The following is a 15,735-nucleotide window of genomic DNA, read 5'->3' on the forward strand; positions in this document are numbered from 1 at the left end:
ATCTATTGGAAGAATGACGAACCGCAGAGGCGCAGAGAGCGCAGAGAAGGGAGAGAAGATGATTATTGAAAATAGTGAAGTTGTGCTGTCGGTAAGGAATCTGACGGCTAATGTTAATGGAACACCGATTCTGAAGGGTGTAAATCTTGAGGTGCGATCGGGTGAAATTCATGCGATTATGGGGCCGAATGGTTCTGGTAAGAGTACCTTTTCTAAGGTGTTGGCTGGGCATCCGGCGTATGAAGTGACTGGTGGTGAGGTGATTTTTCAAGGGCAGAATTTACTGGAGTTGGAGCCGGAGGAACGAGCCAGAAGTGGTGTATTTTTGGCGTTTCAGTATCCGTTAGAAATTCCGGGTGTGAGCAATTTGGATTTCTTGCGGGTGGCGTACAATTCCCGGCGTAAGGCGCAAGGTTTAGAGGAAATAGACGCTTTTGATTTTGACGATTTGATTGAGGAAAAGCTGGATGTGGTGAAGATGAATCCCAGTTTTCTCAGTCGGAGTTTGAATGAAGGGTTTTCTGGTGGCGAGAAGAAGCGGAATGAAATTCTGCAAATGGCTTTGCTAGAACCAAAGTTGGGAATTTTGGATGAGACTGATTCGGGTTTGGATATTGACGCGCTCCGAATTGTGGCGAATGGGGTAAATCAACTGGCAAGTCCAGAAAATTCTACAATTTTGATTACCCACTATCAACGATTACTTGATTATATTGCGCCAGATTTTGTCCATGTGATGGCACAGGGGCGAATTATTACGAGTGGTGGTAAAGAACTGGCGCTGGAATTAGAGTCTCGCGGTTATGACTGGGTGCTGGAAGAATTTGCATCTGAGGTGGGTGTGTAATGAATATTCAAGTATCCCCTAGTCCAATACCTAATTCAAATACAGTTAGTTTGACATCGATGTTAGATAGAGATGATTATCTGACTGGGTTGTTAAATCAAGTAATTGCAACTAAAACAGAAGGTTGGTTGCAGGAATTACGCCAAAGTGCTGCTAATTGGGTACGCCACTCGATTATCCCGACTACCCGCGAGGAAGAATGGCGATTTACTGATTTGTCGTCTCTACGAAAGGTGCAATTTAATGTAGAGACGGTAAATTATGCATCTCTACAATTTGATATTTTGCCAGAGGCGGCTAATAGTCGTTTGGTATTTGTGAATGGCGTTTTTGCGCCGGAGTTATCCGCAGTTTCAGATTTGCCAGATGGAATTGTGGTGAGTAATTTGGCTGGTTTGTCTGCGGTTGAGCAGGAGGGTGTACGGCAGTATTTAGCTCAAGCTGAGGGAGCGCAGGAGGTTTTTACTGCTCTCAATACGGCTGGGATAACTGATGCAGCTGTGGTTTGGGTGAAGAAGAATGTGGTAGTTGAAACGCCTATTCATTTGGTGTTTATTTCGGTTGCGGGGGAGACTGCGACGATTTCGCAGCCGCGTTGTTTGGTGGTGGCGGAAAGTGGTTCGCAGGTGACGTTGGTTGAAGAATATACGAACCGCAGAGGCGCAGAGAGCGCAGAGGAAGGAGTTTACTTAACTAATGCGGTTACGGAAGTTTGGGTTGGTGACAATGCCCAGGTGAGTCACACTAGGGTTGAGCGAGAAGGTGCAGAGGCTTTTCATATTGGGAAAACTGCGATCGCACAGGCTCGTGATAGTCGATATACTTGTCATGCCATAACTTTAGGTGCGAAGTTGTCGCGGCACAATTTGGAGATTTTGCAAACTGGTGAGCAGACACAAACTACTCTCAATGGGTTAACGGTGATTTCTGGTAAGCAGTTGTCTGATACTCACAGTGCGATCGCACTCAACTATCCTCACGGTACAAGTGACCAATTGCATAAATGTATTGTAGGCGATCGCGCTCATGCGGTATTCAATGGTAAAGTTTTTGTACCAAAACTAGCGCAGTTGACAAATGCAGCCCAGTTGAATCGCAATTTGCTACTATCATCGAAAGCCAGAGTTGATACCAAACCCCAATTGGAAATTACAGCAGATAATGTCAAATGCGCTCACGGTGCTACCGTTAGCCAATTGGAAGATGATGAAATATTTTATCTGCAAAGTAGGGGAATTGATGAAAACGATGCTCGAAAGTTATTAATTAACGCCTTCGCTGCTGAAGTTATCAACAAAATACCAGTTTCTTCTCTGCGAGAAATCCTTTTAAACACAGTGAATAATCTCAAGTCCCTGACTAATGAGTAATAACGTAATCTACCAATGACTTTTACTCCTACCAAAACCCTTGCTGATAAAGTTCGCGCTGACTTCCCGATATTGCATCAGGAAGTCAACGGTAAACCTCTGGTTTATCTTGATAATGCGGCGACATCGCAAAAGCCTTTGTTTGTATTAAATACCCTACGGGATTATTACGAGCAATATAATGCTAACGTACATCGCGGTGCCCATACCCTAAGTGCTAAAGCTACCGATGCTTATGAAGGTACTAGAGATAAAATTGCCAAATTCATCAATGCTACATCGCGTCAGGAAATTGTCTACACCCGCAACGCAACTGAGGCAATTAACCTAGTAGCCTATAGTTGGGGAATGAATAATTTGCAGCCTGGGGATGAAATTATTCTGTCGGTGATGGAACACCACAGTAATATTGTGCCTTGGCAATTGGTGGCACAAAAAACGGGTGCAGTACTGAAATTCGTCGAACTTACACCAGAAGAAACTTTTGATTTGTCACAGTTTAAACAACTGATTTCTGACAAAACAAAATTGGTGTCGGTGGTGCATATTTCTAATACTTTGGGTTGTGTTAACCCAGTAGAAGAAATTGCTGCGATCGCTCACCAATACGGTGCTAAATCCTTAGTTGATGCTTGCCAAAGTGTTCCTCACTACCCGATTGATGTACAGAAAATAGATTGTGACTGGTTAGTCGCTTCCGGTCATAAAATGTGTGCGCCAACTGGGATAGGATTTCTGTATGGCAAGTTGGAATTGTTAGAATCAATGCCACCGTTTTTTGGTGGTGGTGAGATGATTGCAGAGGTATATTTAGACCATTCCACCTACGCAGAATTACCACATAAATTTGAAGCTGGTACACCTGCAATTGGGGAAGCGATCGCACTTGGTGCTGCAATAGATTATCTTAGCAATATTGGCATGGATGAAATTCACGCCTACGAAGCAGAATTAACAGCTTATTTGTTCCAACAATTAGAGCAAATTCCCCAAATTAGAATTTACGGCCCCAAACCAAATGCAAAAGGTGAAGGTAGAGCCGCTCTTGCGTCGTTCACAGCCGGAGAAGTCCACGCTAACGACTTATCTACATTATTAGATCAAGAAGGCGTTGCTATCCGTTCTGGACACCACTGTACTCAACCATTACACCGTTACTTAGGTCTTGCTGCAACCGCACGAGCAAGTCTATCTTTCTACAACACCCGCGAGGAAATTGATGTTTTCATCAAAGCCCTGAAAGAAACTCTAGACTTTTTTGCAGGTTTCCTTGCTTAAATTTAAAAAATATTCAGAAACTGATTGTGCCAAATATCAGCAACATATCTTGCTAATAATTGGCACAATTTATTATCTGGATTCTTTACAGGAGTAACTAAAGTGTCATACAGTGACTTTACTTTAGACAGAGTTAGAAAAACCTTTGGCTTAACTATTTCTGATAAAATTGATATATTTGCATCTGTAGACGAAGTAGAGTGTCCACCATTACTTGAAGAACTATTGCGGGAAAATGTACCTTTAGCTCTTGCTAGTAATACAGAAAAATCACGTTCAGAGATGATTATTGCGCCTATTTTAATTGCTGTAAGGAAATATTTAAATAATCAAATAAGTTTATTTTCTGGTATTGACTTTACTGTTGATTCAGCACAAGGTTTAAATGGAAATTGTGATTTTATTATTAGCCGTTCACCAGAGTTACTAATTCTGAATGCACCAGTTATCACAATTGTAGAAGCTAAGAAAGAAAATATCAATGCAGGATTAGGTCAGTGTGTAGCAGAGATGTTAGCAGCTAAATTGTTTAATGAACGTGAGGGTAATAACATTCAGGCAATTTATGGAACTGTCACTACTGGAACTAACTGGAAGTTTTTGAAACTTATTGGTCAAGTGATTGAAATTGACTTGAGCGAATATTATATTAATGACATAGGTAAAATTATCGGGATTTTATCTAACATCCTGACAGAAGAAGTATTGTAATATGCTTGTCAAGTCAACGCTTGCGGAACAAAGAACAGTCCTACACAACGTTAGTTGGGAAACCTTTGAAGCCTTACTGAGAGATACAGGTGAGCATAGAGGTTCTCGTTTTGCTTATGACTGCGGTGTTTTAGAAATCATGACTCCACTTTTTGAACACGAAAATCCTAAAATTCAGTTTGACCGATTAATATTCGCTTTAGCAGTGGAATTAAAAACTAAAATTAGAAGTGCTGGTTCTACAACATTAAAACGTAAAACAATAACAAAGGGAATAGAACCCGATACTTGCTATTATATTCAAAATGAGCCAGCAATTAGAGGTAAGCAAGAATTAGATTTAAAAACAGACCCAGCACCGGATTTAGCAGTTGAAATTGATATTACTAGCAGCTCTGTTAATAAGCTTAATATTTATGCGGCTTTAGGTGTAGCAGAATTATGGAGATATGACGGTGAAGTTTTAAAATTTTATCAACTAGTAGCAAGTGAATATATTGAAATTAAGTCGAGTATCGCTTTCCCTTTAATTTCTGTTAGTGAAATGAATAGATTTATCCAGCAAAGTAAAATTATGGATGAAATTGATTTGGTGCAATCCTTCCGCGCTTGGGTGCAGGGGAAGATAGGGTAAAGTGTACCTCATTGATAAATATAATTACTGGCTTATTTTTTTAATCTATGCTTGTCAAGTCACTGGTTGGTGAACAAAGAACAGTGCTACAGAACATTAGCTGGGAAACCTTTGAAGCCTTGCTGAGAGATACAGGTGAAGATAGAGGTTCTCGCTTTGCTTATGAGTGCGGTGTTTTAGAAATCATGACTCCACTTTTTGAACACGAAAACCCCAAAAGTAATTTTGGTAATTTTATTATTGCTTTAGCTGAAGAATTAGGAATTGAAGTGAGAAGTGCTGGTTCAACAACATTGAAGCGAAAAATATCAAAGCGAGGAATAGAACCAGATACTTGCTACTATATCCAGAATGAACTAGCTATTAGGGGTAAGCAAACTTTAGATTTAGAAAATGATCCGCCGCCTGACTTAGCAATTGAGATTGACATTACCAGTAGTTCAGTTAACAAATTGGGGATTTATTCAGCGTTGGGTGTAACTGAACTTTGGAGATATGATGGGCAAAATTTAAAATTTTATCAGTTGATAGAGGGGCAATATGTCGAGTGTAAGTTTAGTATTGCCTTCCCTATAGTATCAGTGAGTGAGATAAGCAGATTTATTGAGCAGAGTAAATGTATGGGAGAAATTGCTTTGCTCAAATCTTTTCGCGCTTGGGTAAGGGAGAAGATTAAGATAGAATGATTTTTTAATTATATTTTCACCATCCTATTTATGAGTCACTATCAAAATTGTGGGATATTTCCTTAATAGAGCCTAGATGACCATATTTCATAATAATATCCCATTCTTGCACCATTTCTTCAGCGACTATGTAACTACATTTATCCTGAAGTTTAAGCTTCTTAAAAGTAGGACGTTTCAGTTCATCCTTCACTTTATTAATACGTGATTCTGGAACTACTATATAAAGTGGAAAATTTAAGTTTGGACAAAGCGTTACTAAATCTGCCATCCTTAGCAAACCGGAGTAAACAGGTGTAGTCATTTCAACTTCAAATGCCGCAGTAATTTGATTACTACCAGTGAGCCAAATGACATCAATGTACTGAACTGTTGATCGTTCATCATCACCAATTCCTAGTGGCGGCAAAGAATCAATACTCAAGCTTCCCAATTTTTCTTTCTCCCACACATCTGAACTGTCAGTAATATCAATCCATATCGAACCACAAAACTTTTTACCTAACTTAGCTAATATCCATTGTATTTGGGTGTGTTGTATTTCGTTAAAAGTTTCAGCACTACTAATCATTTTGATAGCAGCATTTACACTTTTGTTATTTAATGTCTTTCGTAATGCCTCTGCTTTGTCAAAATTTCCGGCTATAATTGCCTCATCAATAGCTGATACAACTTTACGAGCCTTTTCATAATTAATACCACTTCCTATACCAACTCTCTTCGCTACAACATCCCTAGTACTTCCCACGCCAGATCCTTTACTTCCCTGACGCTGACGAGAGTTAGCTCGCTCAATAGCTTCCCAAGTTAATCCTTCTCGGCATTTTTGCTCTCTAGATTTTTCTCTGTTAGCATTCTCCAGTAAGAGAGCTTCTAATTCAGCGATTTCATCAGTAAACTCTTTTTCTTCAATGGGAACTGTTACCCAACCTAGATATGACACCGCTTTCCAACGCCGATGTCCACTGATAATTGTACCTTCTGGTGTAACAATAAGCGGTTTGACCCATTTAGACCTTTCAATATCCTGAGCTAGTTGCTCAATATCTTCGTCGCCGTAAATACCTTCATTTTTTGGATGGGGATGAAGTTCAACAATCTTGCGTTCTTTAATCTGAATGTTTGCCATTTAGTCTAATTACGAAGTCACACTGTGTCTGATGTACTACTCTAATCTAACAGTGGTATTAATGTATCAAAAAGAGCAAAGAATCAAAATATATTGCTTGTTTGAGTCTAAAAGGCGATCGCATAAGATTATCTATATTGAGCAACTATTTGAACAACAACCATGCACCCCATATTAAAAATCGATATTTCCGAACTAAGTGTATCTGAACGTATACAGCTTGCCGAGGAATTATGGGATAGCATTCTTACTACACCGGATGAAGTTCCTCTCAACGATGAGCAAAAACTCGAATTAGATAGACGCTTGGAGATGCATCGCCAAAACCCAAACCAAGGTTCAACCTGGCAATCTGTCAAGCAAAGACTAGGTTTATCTGAATGAACCAAATCAACTCAAAGAATCTGGATCTATCTCCAACTTTCGCAATTCTTGCGCCAGCCTGTCGGCGCGTTGTTCGGCAGCGATCGCTCGTTCTTCTGGTGTTAAATATCTGACTCCTTGTTTGTCATACCAATACAACCAATCCCGCGTAATTCCCTGATAGGTTCCTCGTTCATAACCAATTGCTAAACCTATCTCTGACAACCAAACTAAGTTTCCTGGCTGCAATACATATTCACCATTTACAAAGCGATAAACTTCTAAAGGTGGTTTTCTCCGGCGTTGGGGATTGTAGACGACATAATACAAAATCTCCATATCCGCATAAAGTTTCTTTTTGCTGGTGTATTCCCCACGCCGTCTGTGAGAAACAACTTCTAATGCCATAATCGGCATCACTTTTTCTTCCCACAACACATAACTTAAACGCAAGTTCTCATCAAAAACTCGCTCGACTCCTAAACTTAAAAACCCATCAGGCACAATCGGCGGTAATTCGGGATCGTAATATATCCCCATATCAACGCCGAAAAACCAATCCATCCGGTTTGTCCACAGCCAAGCTAAGATGGCTTCTAGCAAGCCCGGAATCAAATGTTGTAGTTGATTATCCACAGGTTCATCGTCAGAATCGGGCAGATCCTCGGCGGAGGGTAAGCAGTGCAATGGGTTGTAATTTAACATGGTGCGTGCGATCGCATATTCATAGCAAACTTATAATATTGATGATATCTATCCACCTCTGACTTTTTATTGCGATAATTCCCAAGGGGGACGCGCTCTCCACTGTTAGTCAAAGGGGGATAGATGACACTCAAGCGGTTAATTTTAATTTTTATACTGACACCGATCGCAGTTCTGTTGGCAGTTTCGCAATTATTTGCTAGTTGGCAAGAACCTCAGTTCCAAAGTCGCCTAGAATTATACCAAACTAATATTGCTCTCCAAGCCCAAGCTTGGCAATCAAAAGATAGCAGCGATGACAATCTCCAGGCGATTCGGGAAGCGATACTTGGCGATCAACCCCTGGAAAGCTCCACAAAGCAGTATGAGGAGGCGCGTCAATCAGTTCAAGCTAATTTGGACAAAGTTAATAGCAAACTTGCACAATTAAGCTCTCAACCTGAAATAACTCCCACACTTCCGAAACCTCTACCTGACGCTCCTCCCACAACTAAAACCTCTAAACAGGGACAGAAACAGTTACAGCAGTCCCTCAAACAACTCCAGAAATTACTGGCTGAATTAGACTTGCGCCTGGGAATTTTACAAGCACAGCAAGGACAAACGGATACAGCCCTCAAAACTTGGAGCGAATTACAACAACGCTCAAATATCAATCCAGAATTTGGGGAAACGGCCTCTGTATTAAGTGGACTGTGGAGCAATCCTCCCCGTCTGCTGCAAAATGCTCAAGAACGGATTCAAAAGAATTTAGAAGGTTGGTTTCGTTCAAATGCTTTAGTTAAGCTATACCAACTCCAGCAACGAGAAGACGCTTTATCAGCAGTTAAAGCTGCACAACAAGAATCTGCGGCTCAAGCAGTATTGAAATTAGCTGTTATTGGGACTATTCCCACTTTGGCAGCTTTAATTGGTCTAATACTGCTGATTTTATTATTTGCTCAACGCTTGTTGAAAGGAAAAACCTCGTTATTAGCTCAAAATGCTAATGTCCCTTGGTCAACGCCTTGGGATGGTGAAACGGTTTTGCAGGTTTTTATTGTAGGCTTTTTCTTTATGGGGCAAATTTTTGTGCCCTTGGTGATATCGGTGTTACCCATCCCGCGTCCTATTGTTGATGTCCGACTTCAGGCGTTTTCTGTTTTGGTTAGTTACCTATTGGTGGCGTTAGGTGCGCTGTTAGTGCTGTATTTCTCTCTGAAGCCGTTTTTCCCGTTACCAGAATTTTGGTTTCGCTTCCGTTTTCAAGATAACTGGTTTTGGTGGGGACTGGGAGGCTATTGCACGGCTTTACCTATAGTTGTGGTGGTATCTTTGATTAATCAACAGCTATGGCAAGGACAGGGTGGTAGTAACCCCCTGTTGCAACTAGCTCTAGAAAGCCGAGATGGTATAGCACTAGGCATATTTTTCTCCACAGCCGCGATCGCAGCTCCATTTTTTGAAGAAATCCTATTTCGTGGCTTTTTGTTACCCTCTCTAACTCGCTACTTACCCGTGTGGGGATCGATTTTGATTAGTAGTTTGTTGTTTGCGATCGCTCACCTTAGCTTGTCGGAAATTCTTCCCCTGACTGCATTAGGGATTGTTTTAGGGGTCGTTTACACGCGATCGCGCAATCTCCTTGCCCCTATGCTCCTTCACAGCCTCTGGAATAGTGGTACATTATTAAGTTTGTTTGTTTTAGGTAGCAATTAACACTATAAAACTACTGTTGCCAAATCTGAAAATATCTGATTTTATCTGCTTATGTAAGAACAACTTTCTAGTAATAATTGGTCATAAGCATAAATACTATCTGAAAAGCCAATGTCAGATAATGGCAAAAGCAAATCAAAGAATGCTGTTAACATAGACAATCAAAATATCTAGTTAAGCATTTATTCTCATCCGAATGATTTTAGCCAGTAACTGGTTTCATCATTGGTGCGATAGTATTTCACGCCTACTGGAAGCCATCGGAAAAAAAATCCGGAAATAATACTGATGGACTTGTAAAAAGTGGTGTAGTAGTTTTTGCTGATTATTGAGGTTCATTCTTCTCAAGAAAAATGTCTTATCTAAAAATCTGCAAAACTGCTGCACCAGGGTTTGCGATCGTCAAATCCAGCAAAATTTATTAAGGAACGCCAGATTTTCAGGCTATGCCGCAAAATATTTTAGCGTTCCCTCTAAAGTATAAGTACGCTGATTTTGGCTATTTGTCTTGGGGCTTACTTGTACTGAAAAATTAAAAATCTATTTATTAGGTGAGTAACTATACTTACTCTTATTTCCATAAAGACTTTATTTTTTACCTCACTTAACCAGGAGCAGCACTTAATATGGCAAATCTCAACCCCACTCACCCTACCAAACAACTTCTAGCTGGTTACTGTGGCATTATCCTGGGAGGATTTGGGGTTCATAAATTTATTCTAGGATACGCTCCAGAAGGCTTTATTATGTTGGTGATTTCTTTAGTCGGGGGTTCTTTTACCTACGGCATTGCCTTGGTAATTATGCTACTTGTGGGTTTAATTGAAGGGATGATCTACTTGAATAAGTCGCCTGAAGAATTTGTAAATACCTACTTTGTGAATAAACAGGGCTGGTTCTAGTGCAAGAAGGCTGTTATTGCAGGAGATAGCAGTAGTTCGCCACTTCTACTTCTGATTATTTATTTTTATTGATATGCTCATTTTCAAACCTAAACAGCTTAACTGGGCAATGTTCTTCTTGTTGGGCATAGGGTATTTCAGCGTTATGTCTCATTTGGAAATCAACTATTTCTTAAAAAGCCTGATTGCGATCGCGCCAATGCAAGTGGTAGCTATTATCTATGTGACTTATTTACGTTGGAGCCGTCATTGACCTTCAGCGAAGTACGATAAATTAAGAAATTTAATAGGGTTGACATACAGTCGTAGTTCCATATTTCGCCTACGCTCAAATTAGAGACGCTTTTTGTCAGGCGTTGAATTTCTGTAGCGAATCTAAACACAAGCCATGCAACTTGTCCCAAAAACTAAGCTAGGCCCAGAACTTGACCCAATCCTAGAGAAAATTATTCTCGATGTTGGGGGCATGAAGTGTGCTGGGTGTGTGAATGCGGTAGAACGACAGCTAACCCAACATCCAGGAGTCAAGAGTGCCTGTGTGAACCTGGCCACAGAGGTAGCAGTTGTAGAGTCAGAAACTGGTGCGGTAGATGCAGATGCACTAGCACAGCGATTAACAGCCGTTGGATTCCCGACTCAACCCCGAAAAGCTAGGGGCACAGTAGTAGGCGAGATGTCTACCTTATCAGACCCAGCAGAACGACAACGCCGAGAAATGCAGTCTTCTTTAAGGCAGTTGGCGATCGCTGCAATATTGCTGTTATTGTCGGGAAGTGGACATTTTGGTAATCTTGGTAGCTCAGTGCTGCCACTACTAAATAACATCTGGTTTCACTGTGGACTGGCGACAGTGGCGCTACTAATTCCCGGTCGCCCGATTTTAGTGGACGGCTGGCTAGGCTGGCGGCGAAATGCGCCCAACATGAACACCCTGATCGGATTAGGAACGCTGACTGCCTACATTGCTAGTTTAGTAGCGCTGCTGTTTCCCCAATTGGGTTGGGAGTGCTTCTTTGACGAACCAGTAATGATGCTGGGCTTTATTATTTTAGGAAAGACATTAGAACAACAAGCTAGAGGTCGCGCTGCTGCTGCATTTAGAAAATTGCTAGCACTCCAGCCACAGGTAGCGCGATTGATTGCTAACCCAGAAAAAGACGGAGTGGGATCTTCTAGTGTAGAGATTCCTGCTGAACAGGTGCGGGTTGGTGAATGGTTAAAAGTGCTGCCTGGTGATAAAATCCCTGTCGATGGTGAAGTCGTGGTTGGTCAAACAACAGTCGATGAATCCATGTTGACTGGGGAAGCCGTGCCAGTAATTAAGCAACCAGGAGATTTGGTGACAGGGGGGACAATAAATCAGTCAGGAGCGATCGCTATTCAGACAACCCGGACTGGAAGTGATACAACTCTAGCTCAAATTGTCGCTTTAGTAGAAGCCGCCCAAACTCGGAAAGCCCCAGTACAGAAATTAGCGGATACAGTAGCTGGTTACTTTACCTACGGGGTATTGACAGCATCTGCAATCACATTTGTCTTTTGGTACTTTTTTGGCACTCACATCTGGACTGATATCACCATGTCTGGTGGTATGGAAATGATGGGTCACGCTACACATCAAGTTCCCCACTCTCCCCTATTAATCAGCTTAAAACTAGCGATCGCAGTTATGGTGGTCGCCTGTCCCTGCGCTTTAGGACTTGCCACCCCAACAGCCATTCTGGTCGGGACTGCTATGGGCGCAGAGAGGGGTTTGTTAATCAAAGGCGGCGATGTTTTAGAAAAAGTCCACCAGTTAGACACTGTAGTATTTGATAAAACTGGCACTCTGACCACAGGTAATCCCATCGTTACAGATTGTCTGTTAATTGAGGGATCGGCGACTGGGGACTGGGGACTGAGGACTAGGAATTCCCAATCTCTATTACAACTAGCAGCAGCTGTAGAAAACGGTACTCATCACCCGTTAGCAAAAGCGATTCAGCAAGAAGCACTACGGCAACAGTTATCTATTCCAGAGGCTGTGGACTTTCACACGGAACCAGGATTGGGAATCTCTGCTGTAGTAGAGAACACGGTTGTATTGTTAGGTAACTGGGACTGGTTGAGTTGGCACGGCATTGACATTAGCGAAACAGCACAACAGGTAGCACAGGATTTAGCAACGGATGGTAAAACAGTCGTTTGCGTAGCTGTTGGGGGAACTTTAGCTGGGCTAATTGCTGTTTCCGATCCCCTCAGACCAGATGCCCAATCGACTGTAGACAAGTTGCGCCAGATGGGTCTACGGGTAATGTTGCTCAGTGGCGATCGCAAAGAAGCAGCTAGCGCCATAGCCAAACAACTAGGATTAGACAGCGCTGATGTAATCGCGGGTGTACCCCCAGCTAAAAAAGCGGCGGCAATCCAGTCTCTCCAGAAAGAGGGATTGGGGACTAGGGACTGGCGACTAGGAAAAATTCTGCCTAATGCCCAATCCCCAATATCCAATCCCCAGTCCGTTGTGGCAATGGTCGGAGATGGAATCAATGATGCTCCTGCTTTATCCCAAGCAGATGTAGGAATTGCTTTACACTCCGGGACAGATGTGGCGATGGAAACTGCTGAAATTATCCTAATGCGCGATCGCTTAAACGATGTCGTCGAATCAATTCAGCTTAGTCGCGCCACCTTCAAAAAAATCCGCCAAAATTTATTCTGGGCTTTTGCATATAATACAGTTGGCATTCCTTTAGCAGCAGGTGTTTTGTTCCCTAGTCTGGGTTTTGTCCTTAACCCATCTAGTGCTGCTGCATTAATGGCTTTTAGCTCTGTTAGCGTCGTCACAAACTCAATATTATTACGGCGATTAGCTCATCAGCCTTAGAATACTTTTTTGGATCTAAAATTTCCCCTCACAAATCTTAGTTATTCCGATCTCAAGTTAACAATTCGTAATTCGTAGTGACGTTCTTTACGAGATACTGCCTGTAGAGAACGTCATTACGAATTAGTTATTAGCAAATTTTGTTAAACTTACACAAATCACAAAGCCTGTTGAGGCACCTACAAAAGCTATCATAGCTACTGGTAGTAGAACGACCGAGTTCTACTCTTTCAAGGTATTATGCAATTTTAAAGCTTATCTAGATTAGCACCACAGACTGACGGTGCGCGAAAATGGCAAAATACGATACTAAACAAATCTTGATATATCACAGTTCCACCGATTTGTCAATGGCAGCAGAAACTAATGAAAACCATCTACTGATTATTGAAGACGATCAAGGTCGCAAAGAATTTTCTCTGGAGCAACCCGTCTACTCTATAGGTAGAGACCGCGAATGTAATATCCGTTTGATGTCGCAGTTTGTCTCCCGCCGCCATGCCACATTAGTGAGATTGCCACGAGAGCATAATAGCCATAGCTACTATTACCGGATTGTAGATGGCGATGCCAAAGGTAAAGCTAGTTCCAACGGTTTGATGATTAATGGACGTAAGATACCAACCCACGATCTCAGAAATGAAGACGAGATCGTTTTTGGCCCTCAAGTCCGTGCCATTTATTACCTTTTAAAAAACACTCAGCGTTTGGGACAAACGGATTCGAGCGAGTACGACATTACACTAATAAACCCCGGTATGGCCGAGGATTTGGAGGATCTGGGAGATTAAATTTTAACTAGCAATCAAATTCTGACACTCTCACGGCTGAAAGCCGTGGGATTGTCAATTCAATTACCAAAGCTATCCTGCAAGACTTTCAATCAAATGCCAATGGCGGCTATTTTCAATAGTCTGCTTGATAAATTCAAACATTTGTCGGCAGTAATTATCTAGTTGGAGTGGTAATTCTTCATTTTTAATCACAATACTCATTTTGGTTTCTGTTTCAGTAGATTTTGATTTATCAATCAATACTTCTACTGTAATCAATTTAGGAAAAGGCACATTACCAGGAGTCTGACGAGCGATAATGTAATCGCCCGTGTGGTATTGAATATCCAACTGACAGTCCTGTAGAAGTTCTACAAGTAACGGCTGGAGATGGTCACTAGCAACAGAAAGAATAAACGAACACGTATAGCGAGCCATAATAGCCCCACGCCTTGCAACACTCCGTCCATCCTATAATACCGAAGCATCTAAACGAAAAGTGATTAAAAAAGCAAAGTTTTTGAGTTTTGAGATCGGGTATTACAGCATCGTCTTTAATAGAGGGTGTGCAGCCGTCGGGCAGACAGTCAAGATGCTTGCTGTTCCCGCTTCGCGTCTTCTCTTGGAAGAGGGTAAATTTATTGGAATCCCTATGAAGCAAGAATCTCACGGCTTTTTGTTAAATTGAGCGAACCGAAGAGTTTAACAGCTGTGGGAGTGTCAAAATAAAGGTTTGGCTGAGATAGAAAATGAAAGTAGCAATTACTGGAGCAACAGGATTTGTCGGTAGTCTTCTGGTACAACGACTCCACGGGAAAGGTCATCAAATAGTAGTATTAACTCGGAACACCGCTTTTGCTCAAAAGGTTTTTCCATCTGAGGCTTTCGCCAATGTAGAAATTGTTCCCTACACACCAAACGCCTCCGGTTCTTGGCAAAGTGTCATTGCTAGTTGTGATGGTGTAGTGAATCTAGCAGGAGAACCCATTGGTGAAGGACGCTGGACACCAGAACGCAAACAAGAAATCCTCAATAGCCGAAAGTTAGGTACACAAAAAATAGTTGAAGCAATAACCAACGCTAACCCCAAGACAGAAGTCGCTACAACGGGGAGCCACCCCCTTGCGGAGGTTCCTTCCGTTGAGGGGAGTGGCGTGGGAACCCCTGCAACGCGCCGTCTCCCAACTGTGTTAATTAACGCTTCGGCTATTGGCTACTACGGCACCAGTGAAACGGCAACCTTTGATGAAACAAGCCCATCTGGTAACGATTTTCTCGCCCAAGTCTGCCAAGTCTGGGAAGCAGAAGCAAGAAAGGTAAAAGATGCTGGTGTACGGCTGGTCATTCTGCGTTTTGGGGTTATTCTAGGCAATGGTGGTGCTTTAGGTAAAATGATTCCACCTTTCAAACTCTTTGCTGGTGGCCCCATTGGTAGTGGTCGCCAGTGGTTCTCATGGATTCATGTAGACGATGTAGTTAACTTGATTATGCAAGCTTTAACTAAACCGGAAATAGAAGGCGTATACAATGCCACTGCCCCTAACCCAGTGCGAATGGCAGATTTAAGTCAAACTTTGGGACAAGTAATGAATCGCCCTTCTTGGTTGCCTGTTCCGGGTTTTGCGATCGAAGCTCTTTTAGGAGACGGGGCTATAGTAGTTTTAGAAGGTCAGCAAGTCCTTCCGAAGCGCACCGTGGAAACAGGATTTGAGTACAAATATCCTAATTTACAGTCAGCACTAAGACAAATTCTGAATTAGAAGGGAGCAGGGG

The 15,735-nt window shown here is 42.0% G+C and carries 16 protein-coding genes; 13 read left to right on the top strand and 3 right to left on the bottom strand.

Features of this window, described 5'->3' with window-relative positions; all coding sequences use genetic code 11:
- Window positions 1–58 precede the first annotated feature (58 nt).
- The 6 genes from sufC to CDG77_RS03225 all read left to right on the top strand — a co-directional run bounded on the left by sufC (window position 59) and on the right by CDG77_RS03225 (window position 5,526).
- Entirely contained in the window at window positions 59–847 is a 789-nt protein-coding gene (sufC, locus tag CDG77_RS03200) for a Fe-S cluster assembly ATPase SufC (protein ID WP_094327925.1), read from the top strand.
- Window positions 847–2,217, top strand: a complete 1,371-nt coding sequence (gene sufD / locus CDG77_RS03205) for a Fe-S cluster assembly protein SufD (protein ID WP_094327927.1) — start codon at window positions 847–849, stop codon at window positions 2,215–2,217. The genes sufC and sufD overlap by 1 nt, the downstream gene beginning before the upstream one ends.
- 15 nt (window positions 2,218–2,232) lie before the next feature.
- Window positions 2,233–3,495 carry a cysteine desulfurase gene (locus tag CDG77_RS03210; RefSeq protein WP_094327929.1) on the top strand — a complete coding sequence of 421 codons (1,263 nt, stop codon included), beginning with the start codon at window positions 2,233–2,235 and terminating at the stop codon, window positions 3,493–3,495.
- 102 nt (window positions 3,496–3,597) lie between these two features.
- Window positions 3,598–4,206: a hypothetical protein gene (locus tag CDG77_RS03215; RefSeq protein WP_094327931.1), complete on the top strand. Its 609-nt coding sequence runs from the start codon at window positions 3,598–3,600 to the stop codon at window positions 4,204–4,206.
- Between the two features lies 1 nt (window position 4,207).
- Window positions 4,208–4,840, top strand: a complete 633-nt coding sequence (locus CDG77_RS03220; RefSeq protein WP_094327933.1) for a Uma2 family endonuclease — start codon at window positions 4,208–4,210, stop codon at window positions 4,838–4,840.
- A 47-nt stretch (window positions 4,841–4,887) separates the two neighbouring features.
- Entirely contained in the window at window positions 4,888–5,526 is a 639-nt protein-coding gene (locus tag CDG77_RS03225; protein ID WP_094327935.1) for a Uma2 family endonuclease, read from the top strand.
- Between the two features lie 28 nt (window positions 5,527–5,554).
- On the opposite strand, the gene CDG77_RS03230 is transcribed toward CDG77_RS03225, so the two are convergent.
- On the bottom strand, window positions 5,555–6,655 hold the full coding sequence (locus tag CDG77_RS03230) for a ParB/RepB/Spo0J family partition protein (protein ID WP_094327937.1): 1,101 nt from the start codon (window positions 6,653–6,655) through the stop codon (window positions 5,555–5,557).
- Between the two features lie 162 nt (window positions 6,656–6,817).
- On the opposite strand from CDG77_RS03230, the gene CDG77_RS03235 reads away from it, so the two are divergent.
- On the top strand, window positions 6,818–7,039 hold the full coding sequence (locus tag CDG77_RS03235) for an addiction module protein (protein WP_094327939.1): 222 nt from the start codon (window positions 6,818–6,820) through the stop codon (window positions 7,037–7,039).
- A gap of 6 nt (window positions 7,040–7,045) precedes the next feature.
- Here the strand turns inward: CDG77_RS03235 and CDG77_RS03240 are convergent, their stop codons facing one another.
- On the bottom strand, window positions 7,046–7,723 hold the full coding sequence (locus CDG77_RS03240) for a Uma2 family endonuclease (protein WP_094327941.1): 678 nt from the start codon (window positions 7,721–7,723) through the stop codon (window positions 7,046–7,048).
- 123 nt (window positions 7,724–7,846) lie between these two features.
- Between CDG77_RS03240 and CDG77_RS03245 the strand changes: the two genes are divergently transcribed.
- From CDG77_RS03245 to CDG77_RS03265, 5 genes are all read left to right on the top strand, one after another.
- Entirely contained in the window at window positions 7,847–9,421 is a 1,575-nt protein-coding gene (locus CDG77_RS03245) for a CPBP family glutamic-type intramembrane protease (protein WP_094327943.1), read from the top strand.
- Window positions 9,422–10,047: 626 nt separating this feature from the next.
- Complete coding sequence (locus CDG77_RS03250) at window positions 10,048–10,323, top strand: TM2 domain-containing protein (RefSeq protein ID WP_094327945.1); 276 nt, start codon at window positions 10,048–10,050, stop codon at window positions 10,321–10,323.
- Window positions 10,324–10,396: 73 nt separating this feature from the next.
- Window positions 10,397–10,576: a hypothetical protein gene (locus CDG77_RS03255; RefSeq protein WP_094327947.1), complete on the top strand. Its 180-nt coding sequence runs from the start codon at window positions 10,397–10,399 to the stop codon at window positions 10,574–10,576.
- A gap of 135 nt (window positions 10,577–10,711) precedes the next feature.
- On the top strand, window positions 10,712–13,189 hold the full coding sequence (locus tag CDG77_RS03260; protein WP_094327949.1) for a heavy metal translocating P-type ATPase: 2,478 nt from the start codon (window positions 10,712–10,714) through the stop codon (window positions 13,187–13,189).
- 293 nt (window positions 13,190–13,482) lie between these two features.
- Window positions 13,483–13,980, top strand: a complete 498-nt coding sequence (locus CDG77_RS03265; RefSeq protein ID WP_094327951.1) for an FHA domain-containing protein — start codon at window positions 13,483–13,485, stop codon at window positions 13,978–13,980.
- 72 nt (window positions 13,981–14,052) lie between these two features.
- Here the strand turns inward: CDG77_RS03265 and CDG77_RS03270 are convergent, their stop codons facing one another.
- Complete coding sequence (locus CDG77_RS03270; protein WP_094327953.1) at window positions 14,053–14,400, bottom strand: hypothetical protein; 348 nt, start codon at window positions 14,398–14,400, stop codon at window positions 14,053–14,055.
- A 311-nt stretch (window positions 14,401–14,711) separates the two neighbouring features.
- On the opposite strand from CDG77_RS03270, the gene CDG77_RS03280 reads away from it, so the two are divergent.
- Window positions 14,712–15,722 (top strand): TIGR01777 family oxidoreductase, encoded by a 1,011-nt coding sequence (locus CDG77_RS03280; protein WP_094327958.1) that lies wholly within the window; start codon window positions 14,712–14,714, stop codon window positions 15,720–15,722.
- The last annotated feature ends 13 nt before the right edge of the window (window positions 15,723–15,735 follow it).

The organism is Nostoc sp. 'Peltigera membranacea cyanobiont' 213 (assembly GCF_002245975.1).
In the GTDB taxonomy this organism is placed as follows: domain Bacteria; phylum Cyanobacteriota; class Cyanobacteriia; order Cyanobacteriales; family Nostocaceae; genus Nostoc.

Bases quoted from the DNA above. Each gene is read 5' to 3' on its own strand.
- sufC (WP_094327925.1), top strand. From the start codon at position 59: ATGATTATTGAAAATAGTGAAGTTGTGCTGTCGGTAAGGAATCTGACG.
- sufD (WP_094327927.1), top strand. From the start codon at position 847: ATGAATATTCAAGTATCCCCTAGTCCAATACCTAATTCAAATACAGTT.
- CDG77_RS03210 (WP_094327929.1), top strand. From the start codon at position 2,233: ATGACTTTTACTCCTACCAAAACCCTTGCTGATAAAGTTCGCGCTGAC.
- CDG77_RS03220 (WP_094327933.1), top strand. From the start codon at position 4,208: ATGCTTGTCAAGTCAACGCTTGCGGAACAAAGAACAGTCCTACACAAC.
- CDG77_RS03225 (WP_094327935.1), top strand. From the start codon at position 4,888: ATGCTTGTCAAGTCACTGGTTGGTGAACAAAGAACAGTGCTACAGAAC.
- CDG77_RS03230 (WP_094327937.1), bottom strand. From the start codon at position 6,655: ATGGCAAACATTCAGATTAAAGAACGCAAGATTGTTGAACTTCATCCC.
- CDG77_RS03235 (WP_094327939.1), top strand. From the start codon at position 6,818: ATGCACCCCATATTAAAAATCGATATTTCCGAACTAAGTGTATCTGAA.
- CDG77_RS03240 (WP_094327941.1), bottom strand. From the start codon at position 7,723: ATGTTAAATTACAACCCATTGCACTGCTTACCCTCCGCCGAGGATCTG.
- CDG77_RS03245 (WP_094327943.1), top strand. From the start codon at position 7,847: ATGACACTCAAGCGGTTAATTTTAATTTTTATACTGACACCGATCGCA.
- CDG77_RS03250 (WP_094327945.1), top strand. From the start codon at position 10,048: ATGGCAAATCTCAACCCCACTCACCCTACCAAACAACTTCTAGCTGGT.
- CDG77_RS03255 (WP_094327947.1), top strand. From the start codon at position 10,397: ATGCTCATTTTCAAACCTAAACAGCTTAACTGGGCAATGTTCTTCTTG.
- CDG77_RS03260 (WP_094327949.1), top strand. From the start codon at position 10,712: ATGCAACTTGTCCCAAAAACTAAGCTAGGCCCAGAACTTGACCCAATC.
- CDG77_RS03265 (WP_094327951.1), top strand. From the start codon at position 13,483: ATGGCAAAATACGATACTAAACAAATCTTGATATATCACAGTTCCACC.
- CDG77_RS03270 (WP_094327953.1), bottom strand. From the start codon at position 14,400: ATGGCTCGCTATACGTGTTCGTTTATTCTTTCTGTTGCTAGTGACCAT.
- CDG77_RS03280 (WP_094327958.1), top strand. From the start codon at position 14,712: ATGAAAGTAGCAATTACTGGAGCAACAGGATTTGTCGGTAGTCTTCTG.